Below are 20,463 nucleotides of genomic sequence, written 5' to 3' on the forward strand. Positions count from 1 at the left end.
GGGTCAACTGACCGGCGGGTCATTGACACTGTTTAACGTTTACCCTAGATTACTAACCGGTGGGTCATTAATGACCCGGTTCCTCTCTTCTTGGGTGTCTCATGACCGCCTCCGCCGCCTCACTCCGTGCCCGCAGCGCCGCCTGGCTGCTGCTTCCCGCCATCTTTCTGGCCGGCTGTTCGCCGAAACCGCCCGCCCAGGAGCCCGTGAGGGCGGTCAAGTTCGTGACCGTCGGCACCAGCGACTACGACGCCCAGCCCGAGTTCTCGGCCGAGGTGCGGGCCCGGGTCGAATCGCGCCTGGGCTTCCGGGTGGCGGGCAAGATCATCCGCCGCCAGGCCGAGCTCGGCCAGCACGTGCAGGCCGGCCAGGTGTTGGCCCAGCTCGATCCGCAGGACTACCGCCTGGCCGCCGAGGCCGCCCGCGCCCAGCAGGCCGCCGCGCTGACCAACCGCGACCTCGCGGCCGCCGACCTCAAGCGCTACACCGAGCTGCGATCGCAGAACTTCATCAGCGGTGCCGAACTGGAACGCCGCGAAACCACCTGGAAGGCCGCGCAGGCCCAGCTTGAACAGGCGCAGGCGCAGCTGGCCTCGCAAGGCAACCAGGCCAGCTACACGACGCTGGTGGCCGACGTGGCGGGCATCATCACCGCCATCGAGGCCGAGCCGGGCCAGGTGGTGCAGGCCGGCACGCCGGTCGTGCGCATCGCCCAGGACGGCGCGCGCGACGTGGTGTTCGCGGTGCCTGAAGACCGCGCCGCGCTGATCAAGCCCGGCTCGCCGGTCGCGGTGCGCGGCTGGTCCGGCGGCGAGGTGCTGCAGGGCCAGGTGCGCGAGGTGGCGGCCAGTGCCGACGCGGTCACGCGCACCTACTCGGTCAAGGTGTCGATCGACGCCGCGACCTCGCCGGCGCTCGGCGCCACCGTCTATGCCCGGCCGCAGGCGCTGGCCCGCACCGACGTCGCGGTGATCAAGCTGCCGACCAGCGCGCTGCGCCAGGAAGGCAAGGGCTCGGCGGTCTGGGTGCTCGACAAGGACAGCATGACCGTGCGCTCGCAGCCGGTGCAGGTGGTCACGGCCGACGGCAATGAAGCGGTGATCGGATCGGGCCTGTCGACCGGAATGATGGTCGTGGCCGCGGGCGTGCACGTGCTGTCGCCGGGGCAGAAGGTCACCATCTACCAATCGAAGGAGGCCATGGCGGCCGCCGCCAATGGCCAGCAACAGGCGCAGGCGAAGCAGCAGGCCGTCGAGGCCGTGGCCGCGACGAAGAAGGAGATCGCAACGGGTGCCGCCAAATGACGGAAGGCCCAGCGACCCCCGCGACAACCCCGGCGCCTGAGTCTGAGTACAAGTCGCCCGGCTTCAATCTTTCCAAATGGGCGTTGGACCACGCGCCCCTCACGCGCTACCTGATGGTGGTGCTGATGGTGCTGGGCGCCTTCGCGTACTTCCAGCTCGGCCAGGACGAAGACCCGCCGTTCACCTTCCGTGCCATGGTGGTGCGCACCTACTGGCCCGGCGCCACCGCGCAGCAGGTGGCCGAGCAGGTCACCGACAAGCTGGAGCGCACGCTGCAGGAAGCGCCGTACGCCGACAAGATCCGCAGCTACTCCAAGCCGGGCGAGTCGCAGATCATTTTCCAGATCAAGGACTCGTCGAAGGCCGCCGAGGTGGCCAACGTCTGGTACACGGTGCGCAAGAAGATCGGCGACATGCGCGGCACCTTGCCCGCGGGTGTGCAGGGGCCGTTCTTCAATGATGACTTCGGCGACGTCTACGGCGTGATCTACGCACTGGAAAGCGAAGGCTTCAGCTACGCCGAGCTCAAGACGCTGGCCGACGACGTGCGCCAGCAGCTGCTGCGCGTGAAGGACGTGGCCAAGGTCGACCAGTTCGGCGTGCAGGACGAAAAAGTCTTCATCGAGATCTCGCAGAAGCGCCTGGCCCAGCTGGGGCTCGACTTCAACGCCGTGCTGGCCCAGCTCGGCTCGCAGAACGCGGTCGAAAGCGCCGGCACGATCCAGTCGCCGCTGGACGTGGTGCAGGTGCGCGTGGGCGGCCAGTTCACCAGCGTGGAGCAGCTGCGCGAGATGCCGATCCGCGGCAGCTCGGGCAACCAGATCAAGCTCGGCGACATCGCCGAGATCCGCCGCGGGTATGTCGATCCGCCGGCCGTCAAGGTGCACCACCAGGGCAAGGAAGTGATCGCGCTCGGTGTGTCGATGGCCAAGGGCGGCGACATCATCGCGCTGGGCAAGGCGCTGAAGGCCACCACCGCCACCATCGACCAGCGCCTGCCGGCCGGCGTGAAGCTGGCGCAGGTGCAAGACCAACCGGTGTCGGTGGCCAGCTCGGTCAACGAATTCGTGGGCGTGCTCATCGAGGCCGTGGCCATCGTGCTGGCCGTGAGCATCATCGCGCTCGGCCTGCACAAGGGCGGGCGCTTCGGCTGGTACATCGACATGCGCCCGGGGCTGGTGGTGGCCATCACCATTCCGCTGGTGCTGGCCGTGACCTTCCTGGCCATGAACTACTTCGGCATCGGGCTGCACAAGATATCGCTGGGGTCGCTGATCATCGCGCTCGGCCTCCTGGTGGACGACGCGATCATCGCGGTCGAGATGATGGTGCGGAAGATGGAGGAGGGCTACGACAAGGTCCGCGCCGCCACCTTCGCCTACGACGTCACGGCCAAGCCGATGCTCACGGGCACGCTCATCACGGCGGCGGGCTTCCTGCCGATCGGCATCGCCAAGTCGGTGACGGGCGAATACACCTTCGCAATCTTCGCGGTGACGGTGATCGCGCTGGTGCTGTCGTGGATCGTGTCGGTGTACTTCGTGCCGTACCTGGGCACGCTGCTGCTCAAGGTGAAGCCGCACGACCCTGACGCGCCGCCGCACGAGCTGTTCGACACGCCGTTCTACAACAGCTTCCGCCGCGCCGTGAACTGGTGCGTGCAGCACCGCTGGCTGACCATCGGCGCCACCGTGCTGATCTTTGCGCTCGGCATCGTCGGCATGGGCAAGGTGCAGCAGCAGTTCTTCCCCGATTCGAGCCGGCCCGAGATCATGGTGGACATCTGGTTCCCCGAAGGCACCTCGTTCGCCGCCAACGAAGAAGTGGCCAAGCGCGTCGAGCAGCGCGTGATGAAGGAAGAGGGCGTGAAGACCGTCAGCACCTGGATCGGCTCCGGCGTGCCGCGCTTCTACCTGCCGCTGGACCAGGTGTTTCCGCAGACCAACGTGTCGCAGCTCATCGTGCTGGCACAGGACCTGAAGGTGCGCGAGCGCCTGCGCCTGCGCCTGCCCGCCCTGCTGGCCGAGGAATTCCCCGAGGTGCGCGGCCGCGTCAAGCTGCTGCCCAACGGCCCGCCGGTGCCGTACCCGGTGCAGTTCCGCGTGATCGGCACCGAGCCCGCCCAGCTGCGCGCCCGCGCCGACGAGGTGAAGGCCGTGCTGCGCGAGAGCCCCAACATGCGCGGCGTGAACGACAACTGGAACGAGTCGGTCAAGGTGATCCGCCTCGAAATCGACCAGGCCAAGGCGCGTGCGCTCGGCGTGACCAGCCAGGCCATCGCCCAGGCTTCGCGCACCATGTTCAGCGGCACCACGGTCGGCCAGTACCGCGAGAACGACCTGCTGATCGACATCGTGCTGCGCCAGTCGGCCGACGAGCGCGAGGCGATTTCGGACATCGGCAATGCCTACATCCCGACGACCACGGGCCGTTCGATCCCGCTCACGCAGATCGCCCGGCCGGTGTTCACCTGGGAGCCCGGCGTGATGTGGCGCGAGAACCGCGACTACGCGATCACCGTGCAGGGCGACGTGGTGGAAGGCCTGCAGGGCGCCACCGTGACCGAGCAGCTGCTGCCGAAGCTGCGTCAGCTCGAAGCCGGCTGGCATGCGGCCGGGCAGGGCGGCTACCGCATCGAGGTGGCGGGCGCCGTGGAAGAAAGCAGCAAGGGCTCGGCCTCGATCGTGGCGGGCGTGCCGATCATGCTGTTCCTGGTGTTCACGCTGCTGATGCTGCAGCTGCACAGCTTCAGCCGCTCGCTGCTGGTGTTCATCACCGGCCCGATGGGCATCGCCGGCGTGGCCGCCGCGCTGCTGCTGCTGAACCGGCCCTTCGGCTTTGTGGCGCTGCTCGGCGTGATCGCGCTGATGGGCATGATCCAGCGCAACGCCGTGATCCTGATCGACCAGATCGAGCTCGACCGCGCCGCCGGCGTGCCGGCCTGGGACGCGATCGTCGAGTCGGCCGTGCGGCGCCTGCGCCCCATCGTGCTGACCGCCGCGGCGGCGGTGCTGGCGATGATCCCGCTGTCGCGCAGCGTGTTCTGGGGGCCGATGGCCGTGGCCATCATGGGCGGGTTGATCGTGGCCACCGTGCTGACCCTGCTCGCGCTGCCGGCGATGTACGCCGCGGCCTTCCGCATCAAGCGGGAGCCGCAAACCGCTGCCGCCTGAAAAGGCGCTTTTCAGGGGCCGTTGTCGCGCGGCCCGTATCCCTTGCGCGAGAGTGGGTGAAATCCCCCAAAGGGGGAAGCCGGAAGGCCCCCATTCTTGCGTTTAAAATGCGCGGTTGACCGATTTCAGGCGGACGGTCTTGGGCCAGCGGTTTTCCGCAGCGCCGAGGCCGTCCGCCTTTGCATTCACCTGAAATTTGGCATCGCGCGGGTGGCGAAATTGGTAGACGCACCAGGTTTAGGTCCTGACGTTCGCAAGAACGTGCCGGTTCGAGTCCGGCCCCGCGCACCAGCCACACCCCTCACAAGGAAGACACCATGACCGTGAACGTTGAAACTCTCGAGAAGCTCGAACGCAAGATCACGCTGACCCTGCCGGTCGGCACCATCCAGAACGAAGTCGATTCGCGCCTCAAGAAGCTCGCGCGCACCGTCAAGATGGACGGCTTCCGTCCCGGCAAGGTGCCGATGAACGTCGTGGCCCAGCGCTACGGCTACTCGGTGCACTACGAAGTCATGAACGACAAGGTCGGCGAGGCCTTCTCGCAAGCCGCCAACGAAGCCAAGCTGCGCGTCGCCGGCCAGCCCCGCATTACCGAGAAGGAAGAGTCGCCCGAAGGCCAGCTCGCCTTCGACGCGGTCTTCGAAGTGTTCCCCGAAGTCAAGATCAACGACCTGTCGGGCGCTGAAGTCGAGAAGCTGTCGGCCGAAGTCGGTGACGAAGCCATCGACAAGACCCTGGACATCCTGCGCAAGCAGCGCCGCACCTTCGCCCAGCGCGCCCAAGACGCCGTGGCCGAAGACAACGACCGCGTGACGGTCGACTTCGAAGGCAAGATCGACGGCGAGCCCTTCCAGGGCGGCAAGGCCGAAGACTTCCAGTTCGTCGTCGGCGAAGGCCAGATGCTCAAGGAATTCGAAGATGCCGTGCGCGGCATGAAGTCCGGCGACAGCCGCACCTTCCCGCTGTCGTTCCCGGCCGATTACCACGGCAAGGACGTGGCCGGCAAGCAAGCCGACTTCATGGTCACCGTGAAGAAGATCGAAGCTTCGCACCTGCCCGAAGTCAACGAACAGCTGGCCAAGTCGCTCGGCATCGCCGAAGCCACCGTGGAAGGCCTGCGCGCCGACATCAAGCGCAACCTCGAGCGCGAAGTGAAGTTCCGCCTGCTGGCCCGCAACAAGAACGCCGTGATGGACGCCCTGGTGGCCAACGCCGAACTCGACCTGCCGAACGCCAGCGTGCAGTCGGAAGTCGCCCGCATGATCGAAGGCGCCCGCGCCGAGCTCAAGCAGCGCGGCATCAAGGACGCCGACAAGGCCCCGATCCCCGAAGAAGTGTTCCGCCCGCAAGCCGAGCGCCGCGTGCGCCTGGGCCTCGTGGTCGCCGAGCTGGTGCGTGCCAACGAACTGCAGGCCAAGCCCGAGCAGATCAAGGCCCACATCGACGAGCTGGCCGCCAGCTACGAGAAGCCGCAAGACGTCGTGCGCTGGTACTTCAGCGACAACAACCGCCTGGCGGAAGTCGAAGCCGTGGTCATCGAGAACAACGTGACCGACTTCGTGCTGGGCAAGGCCAAGGTCAACGAAAAGTCGGTGTCGTTCGACGAACTGATGGCGCAGCAGCAGTAAGCTGGTTTCCGTCGCTGCATGCAGCAACGCCGATGGGGCTTGTGCTTTGCGGCACGAGCCCCATTTCACTCAGGCGTACAGTTCAATCAGAGCGAACGAATCCATTTTCCGGAGAGCAAATTCATGAGCGCACAGGAAATTCAAGGCCTCGGCATGATCCCGATGGTCGTCGAGCAGTCGGGCCGCGGCGAGCGGTCGTATGACATCTACTCGCGTCTCCTCAAGGAACGCATCATCTTCCTGGTGGGCGAGGTCAACGACCAGACCGCCAACCTCGTGGTGGCCCAGTTGCTGTTCCTCGAGAGCGAGAACCCGGACAAGGACATTTCGTTCTACATCAACTCCCCGGGCGGCAGCGTGAGCGCCGGCATGGCGATCTACGACACGATGCAGTTCATCAAGCCGTCGGTGTCGACCATGTGCCTGGGCTTCGCGGCCAGCATGGGCGCCTTCCTGCTGGCGGCCGGCGAGAAGGGCAAGCGTTTCTCGCTGCCCAACTCCAAGATCATGATCCACCAGGTGCTCGGCGGCGCACGCGGCCAGGCCACCGACATCGAAATCCATGCGCGCGACATCCTGCGCACCAAGGACCAGATGAACCGCATCCTGGCCGAACGCACTGGCCAGCCGCTGGAAAAGGTCAAGTCGGACACCGAGCGCGACTATTTCCTGACCGCCGACGAGGCCAAGGATTACGGCCTGGTCGACCAGGTCGTCTCCCAGCGCGGTTAATGCCGCCCGGCGCCTCGGGCGCCCAAAAGGCAAAAACGGCGTTTCCCACACGGGAAACGCCGTTTTTGTTTAGTTATCATTGTCCATACCCTGTCACGAGGCAAAAGTCCATGGCCGAAAAAAAAGGCACCTCCAGCGAAAAAACGCTTTATTGCTCGTTCTGCGGCAAGAGCCAGCATGAGGTCAAGAAGCTGATCGCGGGCCCTTCGGTCTTCATCTGCGACGAATGCATCGACCTGTGCAACGAGATCATCCGTGACGAGCTGCCGGCCGGTGAGGAAGCGCGCGACGCGCGCAGCGACCTGCCCACGCCGCTGGAGATCAAGACCAACCTCGACAACTACGTGATCGGCCAGGAGCCGGCCAAGCGCATGCTGTCGGTGGCGGTCTACAACCACTACAAGCGCCTGCGCCACAAGGAAAAGAACACCAAGGGCGACGAGGTCGAGCTCAGCAAGAGCAACATCCTCTTGATCGGCCCCACGGGTTCGGGCAAGACGCTCCTGGCGCAAACGCTCGCGCGCATGCTCGACGTGCCCTTCGTGATGGCCGACGCCACCACGCTGACCGAAGCCGGCTACGTGGGCGAAGACGTCGAGAACATCATCCAGAAGCTGCTGCAAAGCTGCAACTACGAGGTCGAGCGCGCCCAGCGCGGCATCGTCTACATCGACGAAATCGACAAGATCTCGCGCAAGTCCGACAACCCCTCGATCACCCGCGACGTGTCGGGCGAGGGCGTGCAGCAGGCGCTGCTCAAGCTCATCGAAGGCACCATGGCCAGCGTGCCGCCCCAGGGCGGGCGCAAGCACCCGAACCAGGACTTCCTGCAGATCGACACGACCAACATCCTGTTCATCTGCGGCGGCGCCTTTGCGGGCCTGGAGAAGGTCATCGAAAACCGTACCGAGGCCTCGGGTATCGGCTTCGGCGCCGCAGTGAAGAGCAAGGCCCAGCGCAGCATCACCGAGGTGTTCCGCGAAGTCGAGCCCGAAGACCTGATCAAGTTCGGCCTGATCCCCGAACTCGTGGGCCGCATGCCCGTGGTCGCCTCGCTGGCCGAACTGAGCGAAGACGCGCTGGTGCAGATCCTGACCGAGCCCAAGAATGCGGTGGTGAAGCAGTTCACCAAGCTGCTGCAGATGGAGGGCGTGGACCTCGAAATCCGTCCCGCGGCGCTCAAGGCGATCGCACGCAAGGCGCTGGCCCGCAAGACCGGTGCGCGCGGCCTGCGCTCGATCCTTGAACAGTCGCTGATCGACACCATGTTCGAATTGCCGAACGCGACCAATGTCGACAAGGTGGTGGTCGAGGAATCGACCATCGACGAAAACAAGCCCCCGCTGCTCGTGTACCGCGAAACGGCGAAAAAGGCCTAAAGGACAAGGACGCTCATGTCTGGTCATACCCCATTGCCCCCCGAAGCCCTCGACCTGCCGCTGCTGCCGCTGCGGGACGTCGTGGTGTTTCCCCACATGGTGATCCCGCTCTTCGTGGGTCGCCCGAAGAGCATCAAGGCGCTCGAGCTGGCGATGGAGGCCGAGCGCCGCATCATGCTGGTGGCCCAGAAGGCCGCCGCCAAGGACGAGCCCTCGGTCGAGGACATGTTCGAGGTCGGCTGCGTCTCGACCATCCTGCAGATGCTCAAGCTGCCCGACGGCACCGTGAAGGTGCTGGTCGAAGGCCAGCAGCGCGCCCGCGTGAACCGCATCGATGACGGCGAGACGCACTTCTCGGCCAACGTGACGCCCGTCGAGGCGCCCGAAGGCGGCGAGAAGGGCACCGAGGTCGAGGCGCTGCGCCGCGCGGTGATGCAGCAGTTCGACCAGTACGTCAAACTGAACAAGAAGATCCCGCCCGAGATCCTCACCTCGATCTCGAGCATCGACGACGCCGGCCGCCTGGCCGACACCATCGCCGCCCACCTGCCGCTCAAGCTGGACAACAAGCAGGCCGTGCTCGACTTGGACGACGTCAAGGCGCGCCTGGAAAACCTGTTCGGCCAGCTCGAGCGCGAAGTCGACATCCTGAACGTCGACAAGAAGATCCGTGGCCGCGTGAAGCGCCAGATGGAGAAGAACCAGCGCGACTTCTACCTCAACGAGCAGGTCAAGGCCATCCAGAAGGAGCTCGGCGAAGGCGAAGAGGGCGCGGACATCGAGGAGATCGAGAAGAAGATCAAGCTCGCCAAGATGTCCAAGGAAGGCCTGAAGAAGGCCGAGGGCGAGCTCAAGAAGCTCAAGCTCATGTCGCCCATGTCGGCCGAAGCCACGGTGGTGCGCAACTACATCGACGTGCTCATCAGCCTGCCGTGGAGCAAGAAGACCAAGATCAAGCACGACCTGGCCAATGCCGAGGCCGTGCTCAACGCCGACCACTACGGCCTCGAGAAGGTCAAGGACCGCATCCTTGAATACCTCGCAGTGCAGCAGCGCGTCGACAAGGTGAAGGCACCCATCCTGTGCCTCGTGGGCCCACCGGGTGTCGGCAAGACCTCGCTGGGGCAGTCGATCGCGAAAGCGACCGGCCGCAAGTACACGCGCATGGCGCTGGGCGGCATGCGCGACGAAGCCGAGATCCGTGGCCACCGCCGCACCTACATCGGCGCACTGCCGGGCAAGGTGCTGCAGGGTCTGAGCAAGATCGGCACGCGCAACCCGCTGTTCCTGCTGGACGAAATCGACAAGCTGGGCACGGACTTCCGCGGCGACCCGTCGAGCGCTCTGCTCGAAGTGCTCGACCCCGAGCAGAACCACACCTTCGGCGACCACTACGTGGAAGTCGACTTCGACCTGAGCGACGTGATGTTCGTCGCGACGTCGAATTCGATGAACATCCCGCCGGCGCTGCTGGACCGCATGGAAGTCATCCGCCTCTCGGGCTACACCGAGGACGAGAAGACCAACATCGCGATCAAGTACCTGCTGCCCAAGCAAATGAAGAACAACGGCGTGAAGGACGATGAACTGGCCGTCACCGAAGCCGCCGTGCGCGACATCGTGCGCTACTACACGCGTGAAGCCGGCGTGCGTTCGCTCGAGCGCGAGCTGTCCAAGATCTGCCGCAAGGTGGTGAAGGGTCTGCTGCTCAAGCAACTGACGCCCAAGGTCACGGTGGACGGCGAGAACCTCAGCGAGTTCCTCGGCGTGCGCAAGTACAGCTTCGGCCTGGCCGAGAAGCAGAACCAGGTCGGCCAGGTGGTCGGCCTTGCGTGGACCGAAGTCGGCGGCGACCTGCTGACGATCGAGGCCGTGACCATGCCCGGCAAGGGCGTGATCAGCCGCACGGGTTCGCTCGGCGACGTGATGAAGGAATCGGTCGAGGCCGCACGCACCGTGGTCCGCAGCCGCTCGCGCCGCCTGGGCATCAAGGACGAGGTGTTCGAGAAGCGTGACATCCACATCCACGTGCCCGACGGCGCCACGCCCAAGGACGGCCCGAGCGCGGGCGCGGCGATGACGACGGCCTTCGTGTCGGCGCTCACGGGCATCCCGGTGCGTGCCGACGTCGCGATGACCGGCGAGATCACGCTGCGCGGCGAAGTCACCGCCATCGGCGGCCTGAAGGAAAAGCTGCTGGCAGCATTGCGCGGCGGCATCAAGACCGTGCTGATCCCCGAAGAGAACGCCAAGGACCTGCAGGACATTCCCGAGAACGTGAAGAACGGCCTCGAGATCGTGCCGGTGAAGTGGATCGACAAGGTGCTCGAGATCGCGCTCGAGAAAATGCCCGAGCCGCTGTCCGACGAAGAGGTGGCCGCGTCGGCTGCTGCGGTGGCCGAACTGGCCAAGCAGCGTGCTGCGGCGCCGGCCGTCGAAGGCTCGGTCAAACATTGATCGATTGATTGCAGAACTTGTGAAGCCTCAAAAAACTGGTATATAATTTGAGGCTCGAAACGCGGGAATAGCTCAGTTGGTAGAGCGCAACCTTGCCAAGGTTGAGGTCGAGAGTTCGAGACTCTTTTCCCGCTCCAGTTTTGAAAAAGGGAAGCAAGCAGCTTCCCTTTTTTTCGCAGTTCGATTTCGTTATTCAGCGTGGCGCGATAGCAAAGCGGTTATGCAACGGATTGCAAATCCGTCTAGCCCGGTTCGACTCCGGGTCGCGCCTCCACCCTCTCGTCAAGACCGATCGGCTCCGATACACAAGCCCCGCCAACCGACGTTGCCGGGGCTTGTTTCATTTGGGTTATCGTCGATGTTCAACCCGAGGCCCGGATGGTGAAATTGGTAGACACATCGGACTTAAAATCCGCCGCTTCCTTAATCGGGGCATACGGGTTCGACCCCCGTTCCGGGTACCACCATATTTACAAGGGAGTATTTGATGCCTCGCTACAACGCTCCATTTGAGATCCATGTGCATGGCGATGTGCCGCTGCGCTCGGACGTGAGCTTCGAGCAGATCCAGGAGGCGCTGCGGCCGCTCTGGAAATACGCAGGCGCCAAATCGCTGGCCGACGGTGCCACCAGCACCTACGAAGAAGAACCCGGCATCCGCTTCGAGCAGAAGGACCACACGCTGCAGATCTGCTGGACCGTGCCGGGCGACGAAGACTTCCGCCAGGCGCTCGACGAGATGTGCATGGGCCTGAACGAACTCTCCGAACGCGGTGCCGCGATCGAAGTCACCTTCTACGACACCGATTTCGACGAGGAAGAGGGTGATCCCGACGAAGAATCGCGCGACGACTTCCTGATGCTGTTCGTGGGCCCCAACCCGGCCGCGATCATGCAGGTGCAGCGCGATCTGCTGGTCGAAGACGTGGTCAATCTCATGGAACGCCACTTCGACGGCGCCGAGCTGGGCGGTGTGGTCGCCGAGATCGACCGCCTCTTCAGCGACCGTTTCGACGCGCTCGTGAACTCGCTCGAAATCGGCAAGCGTCCGCGCGGTGCCGGTGGGGCCGGCGGCGGCAGCGGTGGTGGTCACGGCGGTGGCCGTCGTCCGCGCCACCTGCACTGACCTTTCCCTTACCGCCCGGTCCCAAGGCCGCATGGCCCTGTTCCCAGCCTCCGCGTTGCGCCCCGGCGTGCGCAAGCGCGAGGTGTTCGGCTGGACGATGTACGACTTCGCGAACTCGGGCTACACCACGGTCGTGATCACGGCGGTGTTCGCCGCCTACTTCGTGGGTGGCATCGCCAAGGGTGCGCCATGGGCCACCTTCGCGTGGACCGTGGCCCTCAGTACCTCGTACGCCATCGTGATGCTCACGATGCCCGCCATCGGCGCCTGGGCCGACCTGCGCGCCGCCAAGAAGCGCGTGCTGGTCATGACGACCACAGGCTGCGTGCTCGCCACGGCGGCTCTGGCGCTCACGCCGGGCTTCGCGGGCGGCGCGATGGGCGTCGCGCTCGCAATGGCGCTGGTGATCGTCTCCAATGCTTTCTATTCCTACGGCGAGTCGCTGACCGGCGCCTTCCTGCCCGAGTTGGCAACGGCCGAAGGCATGGGCAAGGTGAGCGGCTGGGGCTGGGCCTTCGGCTATGTCGGCGGCATGCTGGCGCTGGGGTTGTGTCTGGCATACGTGCTGTGGTCGCAGGCGCGCGGGTTGCCGGCGGCGCACTTCGTGCCGGTCACGATGCTGATCACGGCAGCGATCTATGGCGTGGCCGCCTGCGTTACCTTCGCGCTGCTGCCCGAACGCGCCGTGCCCCAGGCCCGCCGCGGCCAGGACAGCGCCTGGCGGCAATTGCGCACCACCTTCCAGCAGGCGCGCGCCTACCGTGACTTCATGTGGCTGCTGGTCTGCACCGTCTGCTACCAGGGCGGCGTGGCGGTCGCGATCACGCTGGCCGCGATCTACGCCGAGCAGGTGATCGGCTTCGTCGCGAGCGAGACGATGGTGCTGATCTTCGTGCTCAACATCGCGGCCGCGCTCGGCGCCTTCGGCTTCGGCTACGTGCAGGACCGCATCGGCCACAAGGTGTCGCTGGCCGCCACGCTGCTCGCGTGGATCGCGGTGTGCGTGATCGCCGCATGGGTCACGACCAAGGGCGGCTTCTGGTGGGCCGCCGCCATCGCGGGGCTGGCAATGGGCTCGAGCCAGTCGGCCGGGCGCGCGATGACGGGCTACCTTGCGCCGCCGCAGCAGCTCGCCGAGTTCTTCGGGCTCTGGACCTTCGCCACGCGCCTGGCCAGCATCATCGGCCCGCTGAGCTTCGGCGCCATCACCTGGGCCACCGGCGGCAATCAGCGCATCGCGATCCTCTCGACGGCCGTGCTGTTCATCGGCGGGCTGTTGTTGCTGCTGCCGATCGACATGCAACGCGGCCGCAGGGCTGCGCTGCACGACAAGGCTGTTGCGCGATAGCGGCGGGTCAGTGCCTCAGGGCGCCTGCTGCAGCGACTTGGGCACCTTGAAGCGCTCGCCGTCATAGCGCAGCGTCACGGTGCTGAACTTCGCGGGCAGCGCTTTCTCGACGCAACCCTGGTCTTCCTGTTCCTGCGCGCGGCTTTGCACCAGCGTGCGCGACAACTGCAGATCGGCAAAGCCGTTGCTCGTGGTGCGGGCGACTGACAGCATGGTGCGCAGCTTCTCGAAGTGGCCGGTGCAGGTGGCGTCCCAGCCGCCGTTGTCGTGGTCGAGCTCGATCTCCTGCAGCACCTGCTGCAGCTTGTTGCCGCGCTGCACGTACAGGCGCACGGTCTCGCTGGCCTGCGGGCCCGAGGTCGTGCTGTTGCCGCGGTAACGCACGCGCAGGCCGAAGGCGCGCGTGTCGGGCGACAGCACGTAGCGCGAGGTGTCGACGCGGATTTCCTGGATCGAGGTGGTGGCGTCTTCGTCGAGCGCCTCGGGCAGGAAGATCCGCCCGATCACCGTGTCGCGGTCGGTGTTGCCGTTGTCGGGCCGCTGGATCAGCAGCAGCGCGAGGTCGAAGACCTTGGCGCCCTTGTCCGTGGTCTCGCGCGGCATGGGCAGCACCACGATGCTGCGGCCGGGAAACGCCGGCCAGACCTTGCAGGCGGCCAACCGTTCGTCGAGCGGCTGCTTCGGATAGAGCTTGGCGTGCATGCGCTCGGCCAGCCCGCTTTCGCAGGCGGCGTGGCTCAGGCCGGCGGCCGAGGCCAGGCCCAGCAGGACCAGTGCATGACGCAGAAAGAAGAGGGCGCGCATTTGCTGGTGAGTGGATGTCAGGCTGCGTTCGCCGCCGGCACCGAAGCGCCTTGCACGCGCGCGGGCAACCAGCGCGCCGCGGCGGCTTCGAGCACCGTCATGTCGCCGCTGCTCTCGAGCACCAACCCGCCTTCGCTGCCGTCGTCGGCCAGCCGGCCGAGCGATGTCAGCACGCGGCGCGTCTGCTGCGCGACCGGTGCGCCGGTGTCGATGAAGCGCAGCGTCGGCGGTGCGTGGCGCTGCAGTTCGTCTTTCACGAGCGGATAGTGCGTGCAACCGAGCACCACGGTGTCGACCTCGCCTGGCCCGTCGCCGAAGGGGCCTGCTTGCGCCATGTAGCGCTCGCACAGCGCGGCGATGGTGGCGCTGTCAAAGCCTTCGATGGCCTTCACGAGGCCGTCGCACGGCACGGGCCGCACGGTCGTCGCGCCTGCGAAGGAATCGCGCAGCGCTGCATACCGGGCGCTGGCCAGCGTGCCGCGCGTGGCCAGCACCGCGATGTGGCCCGTGCGGCTCGTCGCCACGGCGGGCTTGAGCGCCGGCTCCAGGCCCACGATGGGCAGCGAGGGAAATTCGGCGCGCAGCACGTGGATCGCCGCCGTGGTGGCCGTGTTGCAGGCCACCACCAGCGCCTTGATGTCGTGCGCGCGCAGCAGGTGTTCGACCACCTGGCGCGAGTGCGCGATGACGTAGGCGTCGCCGCGCTCGCCATACGGCGCGTTCGCGGTGTCGGCGAAGTAGACGAAGCGTTCCGTCGGCAGCTCGGCCTGCAGCGCGGCGAGCGTGCTCAGCCCCCCGACGCCGCTGTCGAACACGCCGACCGGGTTCAAGCGACTTCCAGCGGAATGGTCTTGAACTCGCCGCTGGCGATGCGCTTTTGCCACTCGGCCGGGCCGGTGATGTGCGCGCTGGTGCCGCCGGCATCGACCGCCACCGTCACGGGCATGTCGACCACGTCGAATTCGTAGATGGCTTCCATGCCCAGGTCTTCGAAGCCCACCACCTTGGCGGTCTTGATGGCCTTGCTCACGAGGTAGGCGGCGCCGCCCACGGCCATGAGGTAGGCGCTCTTGTGCTTCTTGATCGCCTCGATGGCGACCGGGCCGCGCTCGGCCTTGCCGATCATGGCGATCAGGCCGGTTTCGGCCAGCATCATCTCGGTGAAGCCGTCCATGCGCGTGGCGGTGGTCGGGCCGGCGGGGCCCACGGCTTCGTTGCCGACCGGATCGACCGGGCCGACGTAGTAGATGACGCGGTTCTTGAAGTCGACCGGCAGCTTCTCGCCCTTGGCCAGCATGCCCTGGATGCGCTTGTGCGCGGCGTCGCGGCCGGTGAGCATCTTGCCGTTCAGCAGCAGCGTGTCGCCGGGCTTCCAGCTCGCCACTTCGGCGGGCGTGAGCTGGTCGAGGTTGACGCGCTTGCTCTTCTTTTCGTCGGGTGCCCAGTTCACATCGGGCCACAGGTCGAGCGACGGCGGATCGAGGTAGACCGGGCCACTGCCGTCCATCACGAAGTGCGCGTGGCGCGTGGCCGCGCAGTTGGGGATCATCGCCACGGGCTTGCTGGCCGCGTGCGTGGGGTACATCTGGATCTTGACGTCGAGCACGGTGGCCAGGCCGCCCAGGCCCTGCGCGCCGATGCCCAGGGCATTGACCTTCTCGAACAGCTCCAGGCGCAGCGCCTCGACCTTGCTGAGTTCGGCGCCCGAGGCGGCCTTGGCCTGCAGCTCGTGCATGTCCAGGTCGTCCATCAGGCTTTCCTTGGCCATCAGCGCGGCCTTCTCGGCCGTGCCGCCGATGCCGATGCCCAGCATGCCCGGCGGGCACCAGCCGGCGCCCATGGTCGGCACGGTCTTGAGCACCCAGTCGACCACGCTGTCGCCGGGGTTCAGCATGACCAGCTTGCTCTTGTTCTCGCTGCCGCCGCCCTTGGCGGCCACCGTCACCTCGACGGTGTTGCCGGGCACGATCTCGGTGAAGATCACCGCGGGCGTGTTGTCCTTGGTGTTCTTGCGATCGAACTGCGGGTCGCCCACGACCGAGGCGCGCAGCGTGTTGTCGGGGTGGTTGTAGCCGCGGCGCACGCCTTCGTTGATGGCGTCGTCCAGCGAACCGGTGAAGCCGCCCCAGCGCACGTCCATGCCCACCTTGAGGAACACGTTGACGATGCCGGTGTCCTGGCAGATCGGGCGGTGGCCCGTGGCGCTCATCTTGCTGTTGGTCAGGATCTGCGCAATGGCGTCCTTGGCGGCGGGGCTCTGCTCGCGCTCGTAGGCCTTGGCCAAATGGGCAATGTAGTCCGCGGGGTGGTAGTAGCTGATGTACTGGAGCGCGGCGCTGATCGATTCGATCAGGTCGGCCTGCTGGATCGTGGTCGTCATGGTGGGGAGTCTTCTTGGAGGGGGAACGCCCTCGATTATCTCAGCCACCAATACCGCAGGCCGGCGCCGGGCGAAAGGGCGCCGGCGCGGGGGTGAGGCCGTGTTACCGGGCCGCCGCGCGCGCCTGCGCAATCCACCCATCGAACGTCGCCTGGTGCACCCGAATCCACCCGTCGGTGTGCCGCGTCACGTCCTGCATGCTGTTCGCGCCTTCGCTCATGCGCAGGTTCTGCGCGTTGATGTCGCTGATCGGCAGCTTCATCACCTCGAACAGGCGGCCGGCGGCGGGGTTCTTCTCGATGAAGGCCCGGTTGGCGACGATGCGCTGCTCGTTGGCCAGGAAGCCGTAGTTGCGGCCGTTGGGAAGCCGGGTGTCGACCTGCGCGCCGGCCTGCGGCGGCGAGAACGGCACCTGCAGCCAGACCACGTCGGCGCCCGGGCGCAGCACGGCGCTGACCCAGTAGGGCGTCCACGTGTAGTAGAGGATCGGCTTGTCCTGCTTGAAGCGCGCGATGGTGTCGGCCATGAGCGCGGCGTAGCTGCCCTGTTTGTGGGTCACGCTGTCGCGCAGCTGGTAGGTGTTCAGGTGGTTCTCGATGGCCAGCTCGCAGCCCCAGCCGGGGTTGCAGCCGGTGAGGTCGGCCTTGCCGTCGCCGTCGGCATCGAACAGCTTCGCAATCGCCGGGTCCTTCAGCTGCGCGAGGTTGGTGATGTTGTACTGCTCGGCGGTCTTGCGGTCGATCAGGTAGCCCTGCACCGCGCCGTCGGAGTACGTGCCCTGGCGCCACAGCTTGGCGTCGCCGCCGCTGTTCTTGTAGAAGTCGGCGTGCAGCAGGCTCCAGTGGTTGGCCATGAAGGTGGCGTCGCCATTGGCAATGGCCAGGTGCTCGGTGGCGGGCTCGAGGTCCTTCATGGGCTCGACCTTGTAGCCGAGCTTCTCGAGCGCGCGCATCACCAGCAGCGTCTGGAAGGCTTCCTCGGCGAGCGAGCTTTTCAGCGGCTGTACGGTGACGCCCTGGCCGGGCAGGTCGTTGGCGGCCTGCGCGGTCGCACCGAAGGCGATAAGGCCCAGCGCCAGGAGGCCGCGGGCAAGGAAGAGGCGGGTGGTCTTCATGCGTGGTTGTCCTCCGGGGCGGTCAGTGCGCTTGCGTGGAAAGGGCGGGCACGGCGTCATCGGCGTGCGAGCCGCGCGAGGGCGTGCCGACAAGGCGCTGCAGCGTGCGCAGCGCGAGGCCGGCCGGTCCCGTGTACCACCAGCGGTGGCCGGCGCTGCGGCGCGACTTGCCCATGGCCTGCGTCAGGCGGTCCAGCGTGATCGCCAGCAGCACGATGCCCAGGCCGCCGACGGTGGCCAGGCCCATGTCGAGCCGGCCGATGCCGCGCAGCACCATCTGGCCCAGGCCGCCCACGGCGATCATCGAGGCGATCACCACCATCGACAGCGACAGCATCAGCGCCTGGTTGATGCCCGCCATGATCGAGGGCATGGCCAGCGGCAGCTTCACCTTCACGAGCATCTGCCAGGGCGAGGCGCCGTAGGCGCGCGCGGCCTCGATGAGGTCGGGGCGCACCTGGCGCAGGCCGAGGTTGGTCAGGCGCACCAGCGGGGCGAGCGCGAAGACGATGGTCACGATCACGCCCGGCACGTTGCCGATGCCGAACAGCATCACCACCGGCACGAGGTACACGAAGGCCGGCGTGGTCTGCATGGCGTCGAGCACCGGGCGCATCACGCGCTGGGCCCGGTCGCTGCTGGCCAGCAGCACGCCCAGCGGCAGGCCGATGACCATGCAGAACACCAGCGAGGTCAGCACCAGCGACAGCGTGACCATGGCTTCGGGCCAGATGCCCAACACGGTCACCAGCATCAGCGACACGACGGTGCCGATGGCCAGCGCGCGGCCGGCGAACTGCCAGGCGAGCAGGCCGATGAGCGCGATCATCGGCAGCGCGGGCAGGGCGGTGAGCAGGCCCTGCACCGAGTTGAGCGTGCTGTCGATGGGCAGGCGCACGGTCTGGAAGAAGGGGCGGAAGTGCTCCACCACCCAGCCCAGGCCCTGGTTGATCCAGGCCTCGACGGGCAGCGAGCCGTCCCACAGGCGGTGCAGCGCGAAGCCGTTGGTGGCGGTGTCGGCTTGGCCGGCAAGGGCGTGCGCGGTGTTCGCCGGGGCGTCGAGCCAGGCGCTGGCGGCCGAGGTGTCAGGCGCGGCCGAGATGGCTTCCCACGGATCGAGGGCCGCAGGGGGCGCGGCGGGCGTGTCTAGGACGGGGGTGTCCAGCAGGTGCGCGTTCAGGTCGGAAGGCAATGTGGTGTCGTTCATCGTTCAAGGTCCTTCGTGAATTCAGTGCGGCTCGGCGGCGAGTGCGGGCGCGGCGTGCGGCGAGACGGGTTCGATCGGCGGCGTGTCGCGGTCGAGGAAGCGCAGCAGCGTCGTCTTGCTGATCGCGCCGCAGAAACGGCCGTCACCGGCCACGACCGGCAGTGCGCACGGCGCCTGCGCGAGCTGGCCGATCAGGCCGGCCACGGGGGCTTCGGCGTCGATGCGCGGCAGGTCCTCGAGGAAGGCGTGCTGCAAGCCGAGCGGGCCCGAATGCCCGTCGAGCGCACCACGCAGCGTGTCGGCCGAGACCACGCCCAGGAAGCGCTTGGTCGGGCTGGTCACGTAGGCGAAGTCGCGGTCCTGGTCTTCCAGCAGCTTGAGCGCCGCGCGCGCGCCGCGCTCGGGGTGCTCGCACACCACGGTGAGCGACTTGCGCGCGATGTCGGCCGCCTTGAACACCGCCGCCGCGTCCACGCCGCGCACGAAGCTGCGCACGTAGTCGTCGGCCGGCGTGCGCAGGATCTCGTCGGGCGTGCCGACCTGGATCACATGGCCGTCCTTCATGATCGCGATGCGGTCGCCGATGCGCATGGCTTCGTCCAGGTCGTGCGAGATGAAGACGATGGTGCGGCGCTGCACCTGCTGCAGCCGCAGCAGCTCCGATTGCATCTCGGTGCGGATGATCGGGTCGAGCGCCGAGAAGGCCTCGTCCATCAGCAGGATCGACGGGTCGGACGCCAGCGCGCGCGCCAGGCCCACGCGCTGCTGCATGCCGCCCGAGAGCTCGTCGGGGTAGCTGTCGCCCCAGCCCGAAAGGCCCACCTGCGCCAGCGCGAGGTCGGCCTGCGCGAGGCGGTCTTTCTTGCGCGTGCCCGACAGCTCCAGGCCGAAGGCGGTGTTCTCGCGCACCGTCATGTGCGGCATCAGCGCGAACGACTGGAACACCATGCTGATGTCCTTGCGGCGCAGCGCGCGCAGCTTGCTGTCGGAGTGCTCGTTGATGTCGGCGCCGTCGATCACGATGCGCCCGGCGGTCGGCTCGATGAGCCGGTTCAACAGGCGCACCAGCGTCGACTTGCCCGAGCCCGACAGGCCCATGATCACGAAGATCTCGCCGGCCTGGATCTCGAAGGTGGCATCGAACACGCCGATCGACTGGCCGGTTTGCGCCAGGATGTCCTTCTTGGAAAAACCTTGGCGGACCAGCTCGAGGGCTTGTTCGGGCGAGTCGCCGAACACCTTGAAGACATGGTCGATGAGAATTCCTTTGGCCATATGCCGGGGCTCCTTGAGTGAAGGGTGGACACAGCACCGCCCCGAAGGGCGGCAACGGCCACGCCATCAGCCCGATGAGGGAGCTGCCCGACAGCGCGCATGAAGATTGCGCATGCGCATGCAATGGCCCGGCGAGCCCCGAGGGCTGCCGACAGGCACTGAAGACGACTTGGCGACGAAGCCAGTGCCCGCCGGATGCTTCATTCGCAGACAACGGGCCTGGTCGAGGGGCGCCGCCTGGATGAGCGTGACGTGGCAATGGGGCCGGAAAAAAGATCCGGCCGGTTTGCCGGGCTGGGCCCGGCGTGAAGGGCCTTGCACCGCGACGGGATTCGCAGATCCGCGAGTAGTGCAAGGGTGACCAACATGACTTGTTGGTCGTCGGAAGCCGCTAATTATAACTTTTTGGCATGACGCGAGTCAACCCACGGGCGTATCGTGTCTGTGGGACCCGGGCGAAAGGCCTCGTCAGATGCGAGCCATTCTTATTGAGACCATACTCGGCACCGCGCCCGGTGAGCGGGCGCAATCAT

General features: G+C 66.5%; 14 protein-coding genes and 4 tRNA genes. 12 read left to right on the forward strand and 6 right to left on the reverse strand.

What is annotated here, in order from left to right:
* Positions 1 to 101 precede the first annotated feature (101 nt).
* The 12 genes from AC3WQR_RS12145 (at position 102) to AC3WQR_RS12200 (ending at position 13,150) form a co-directional block, all read left to right on the forward strand.
* Positions 102 to 1,304 carry an efflux RND transporter periplasmic adaptor subunit gene (locus AC3WQR_RS12145; protein ID WP_139703705.1) on the forward strand — a complete coding sequence of 401 codons (1,203 nt, stop codon included), beginning with the start codon at positions 102 to 104 and terminating at the stop codon, positions 1,302 to 1,304.
* A complete protein-coding gene (locus AC3WQR_RS12150) occupies positions 1,301 to 4,477 on the forward strand; it encodes an efflux RND transporter permease subunit (protein WP_492742188.1) in 3,177 nt (1,058 codons plus the stop codon). Before AC3WQR_RS12145 ends, AC3WQR_RS12150 begins: the two co-directional genes overlap by 4 nt.
* Before the next feature lie 204 nt (positions 4,478 to 4,681).
* Positions 4,682 to 4,768: transfer RNA gene (locus tag AC3WQR_RS12155), tRNA-Leu, on the forward strand.
* A gap of 26 nt (positions 4,769 to 4,794) precedes the next feature.
* The gene (gene tig / locus AC3WQR_RS12160) at positions 4,795 to 6,108 is read left to right on the forward strand and encodes a trigger factor (RefSeq protein WP_153284507.1); all 1,314 of its coding nucleotides are present in this window, start codon (positions 4,795 to 4,797) and stop codon (positions 6,106 to 6,108) included.
* A gap of 123 nt (positions 6,109 to 6,231) precedes the next feature.
* Complete coding sequence (gene clpP, locus AC3WQR_RS12165; protein ID WP_062475843.1) at positions 6,232 to 6,840, forward strand: ATP-dependent Clp endopeptidase proteolytic subunit ClpP; 609 nt, start codon at positions 6,232 to 6,234, stop codon at positions 6,838 to 6,840.
* Between the two features lie 110 nt (positions 6,841 to 6,950).
* Positions 6,951 to 8,219, forward strand: coding sequence for an ATP-dependent Clp protease ATP-binding subunit ClpX (gene clpX / locus AC3WQR_RS12170; RefSeq protein ID WP_062475840.1), 1,269 nt, complete (start codon positions 6,951 to 6,953; stop codon positions 8,217 to 8,219).
* Positions 8,220 to 8,234: 15 nt separating this feature from the next.
* On the forward strand, positions 8,235 to 10,676 hold the full coding sequence (gene lon, locus AC3WQR_RS12175) for an endopeptidase La (RefSeq protein WP_492742190.1): 2,442 nt from the start codon (positions 8,235 to 8,237) through the stop codon (positions 10,674 to 10,676).
* 61 nt (positions 10,677 to 10,737) lie between these two features.
* Positions 10,738 to 10,813: transfer RNA gene (locus AC3WQR_RS12180), tRNA-Gly, on the forward strand.
* A 63-nt stretch (positions 10,814 to 10,876) separates the two neighbouring features.
* Positions 10,877 to 10,950, forward strand: a tRNA-Cys gene (locus tag AC3WQR_RS12185).
* A gap of 98 nt (positions 10,951 to 11,048) precedes the next feature.
* A tRNA-Leu gene (locus AC3WQR_RS12190) sits at positions 11,049 to 11,140 on the forward strand.
* A gap of 23 nt (positions 11,141 to 11,163) precedes the next feature.
* On the forward strand, positions 11,164 to 11,802 hold the full coding sequence (locus tag AC3WQR_RS12195; protein WP_095745079.1) for a DUF6806 family protein: 639 nt from the start codon (positions 11,164 to 11,166) through the stop codon (positions 11,800 to 11,802).
* A 31-nt stretch (positions 11,803 to 11,833) separates the two neighbouring features.
* Positions 11,834 to 13,150, forward strand: a complete 1,317-nt coding sequence (locus AC3WQR_RS12200; RefSeq protein ID WP_492742191.1) for an MFS transporter — start codon at positions 11,834 to 11,836, stop codon at positions 13,148 to 13,150.
* Positions 13,151 to 13,165: 15 nt separating this feature from the next.
* On the opposite strand, the gene AC3WQR_RS12205 is transcribed toward AC3WQR_RS12200, so the two are convergent.
* From AC3WQR_RS12205 to proV, 6 genes are all read right to left on the reverse strand, one after another.
* Complete coding sequence (locus AC3WQR_RS12205; RefSeq protein WP_492742193.1) at positions 13,166 to 13,954, reverse strand: PA3715 family protein; 789 nt, start codon at positions 13,952 to 13,954, stop codon at positions 13,166 to 13,168.
* 17 nt (positions 13,955 to 13,971) lie between these two features.
* On the reverse strand, positions 13,972 to 14,784 hold the full coding sequence (gene murI, locus AC3WQR_RS12210) for a glutamate racemase (protein WP_492742194.1): 813 nt from the start codon (positions 14,782 to 14,784) through the stop codon (positions 13,972 to 13,974).
* The gene (locus AC3WQR_RS12215) at positions 14,781 to 16,334 is read right to left on the reverse strand and encodes a fumarate hydratase (protein WP_062475824.1); all 1,554 of its coding nucleotides are present in this window, start codon (positions 16,332 to 16,334) and stop codon (positions 14,781 to 14,783) included. The genes murI and AC3WQR_RS12215 overlap by 4 nt, the downstream gene beginning before the upstream one ends.
* A gap of 103 nt (positions 16,335 to 16,437) precedes the next feature.
* Positions 16,438 to 17,448, reverse strand: a complete 1,011-nt coding sequence (proX, locus tag AC3WQR_RS12220; RefSeq protein WP_492742197.1) for a glycine betaine/L-proline ABC transporter substrate-binding protein ProX — start codon at positions 17,446 to 17,448, stop codon at positions 16,438 to 16,440.
* Between the two features lie 22 nt (positions 17,449 to 17,470).
* On the reverse strand, positions 17,471 to 18,655 hold the full coding sequence (gene proW / locus AC3WQR_RS12225; protein WP_492742199.1) for a glycine betaine/L-proline ABC transporter permease ProW: 1,185 nt from the start codon (positions 18,653 to 18,655) through the stop codon (positions 17,471 to 17,473).
* Positions 18,656 to 18,676: 21 nt separating this feature from the next.
* On the reverse strand, positions 18,677 to 19,930 hold the full coding sequence (proV, locus tag AC3WQR_RS12230) for a glycine betaine/L-proline ABC transporter ATP-binding protein ProV (RefSeq protein ID WP_492742200.1): 1,254 nt from the start codon (positions 19,928 to 19,930) through the stop codon (positions 18,677 to 18,679).
* Between the last annotated feature and the right edge of the window lie 533 nt (positions 19,931 to 20,463).

Source organism: Variovorax sp. FW305-3-2-15-B-LB1 (assembly GCF_058787635.1).

Coding starts and splice junctions, on each gene's coding strand:
- proV (WP_492742200.1), bottom strand. CDS start 19,930: ATGGCCAAAGGAATTCTCATCGACCATGTCTTCAAGGTGTTCGGCGAC.
- proW (WP_492742199.1), bottom strand. CDS start 18,655: ATGAACGACACCACATTGCCTTCCGACCTGAACGCGCACCTGCTGGAC.
- AC3WQR_RS12200 (WP_492742191.1), top strand. CDS start 11,834: ATGGCCCTGTTCCCAGCCTCCGCGTTGCGCCCCGGCGTGCGCAAGCGC.
- AC3WQR_RS12215 (WP_062475824.1), bottom strand. CDS start 16,334: ATGACGACCACGATCCAGCAGGCCGACCTGATCGAATCGATCAGCGCC.
- lon (WP_492742190.1), top strand. CDS start 8,235: ATGTCTGGTCATACCCCATTGCCCCCCGAAGCCCTCGACCTGCCGCTG.
- clpP (WP_062475843.1), top strand. CDS start 6,232: ATGAGCGCACAGGAAATTCAAGGCCTCGGCATGATCCCGATGGTCGTC.
- AC3WQR_RS12145 (WP_139703705.1), top strand. CDS start 102: ATGACCGCCTCCGCCGCCTCACTCCGTGCCCGCAGCGCCGCCTGGCTG.
- AC3WQR_RS12150 (WP_492742188.1), top strand. CDS start 1,301: ATGACGGAAGGCCCAGCGACCCCCGCGACAACCCCGGCGCCTGAGTCT.
- AC3WQR_RS12195 (WP_095745079.1), top strand. CDS start 11,164: ATGCCTCGCTACAACGCTCCATTTGAGATCCATGTGCATGGCGATGTG.
- proX (WP_492742197.1), bottom strand. CDS start 17,448: ATGAAGACCACCCGCCTCTTCCTTGCCCGCGGCCTCCTGGCGCTGGGC.
- tig (WP_153284507.1), top strand. CDS start 4,795: ATGACCGTGAACGTTGAAACTCTCGAGAAGCTCGAACGCAAGATCACG.
- clpX (WP_062475840.1), top strand. CDS start 6,951: ATGGCCGAAAAAAAAGGCACCTCCAGCGAAAAAACGCTTTATTGCTCG.
- AC3WQR_RS12205 (WP_492742193.1), bottom strand. CDS start 13,954: ATGCGCGCCCTCTTCTTTCTGCGTCATGCACTGGTCCTGCTGGGCCTG.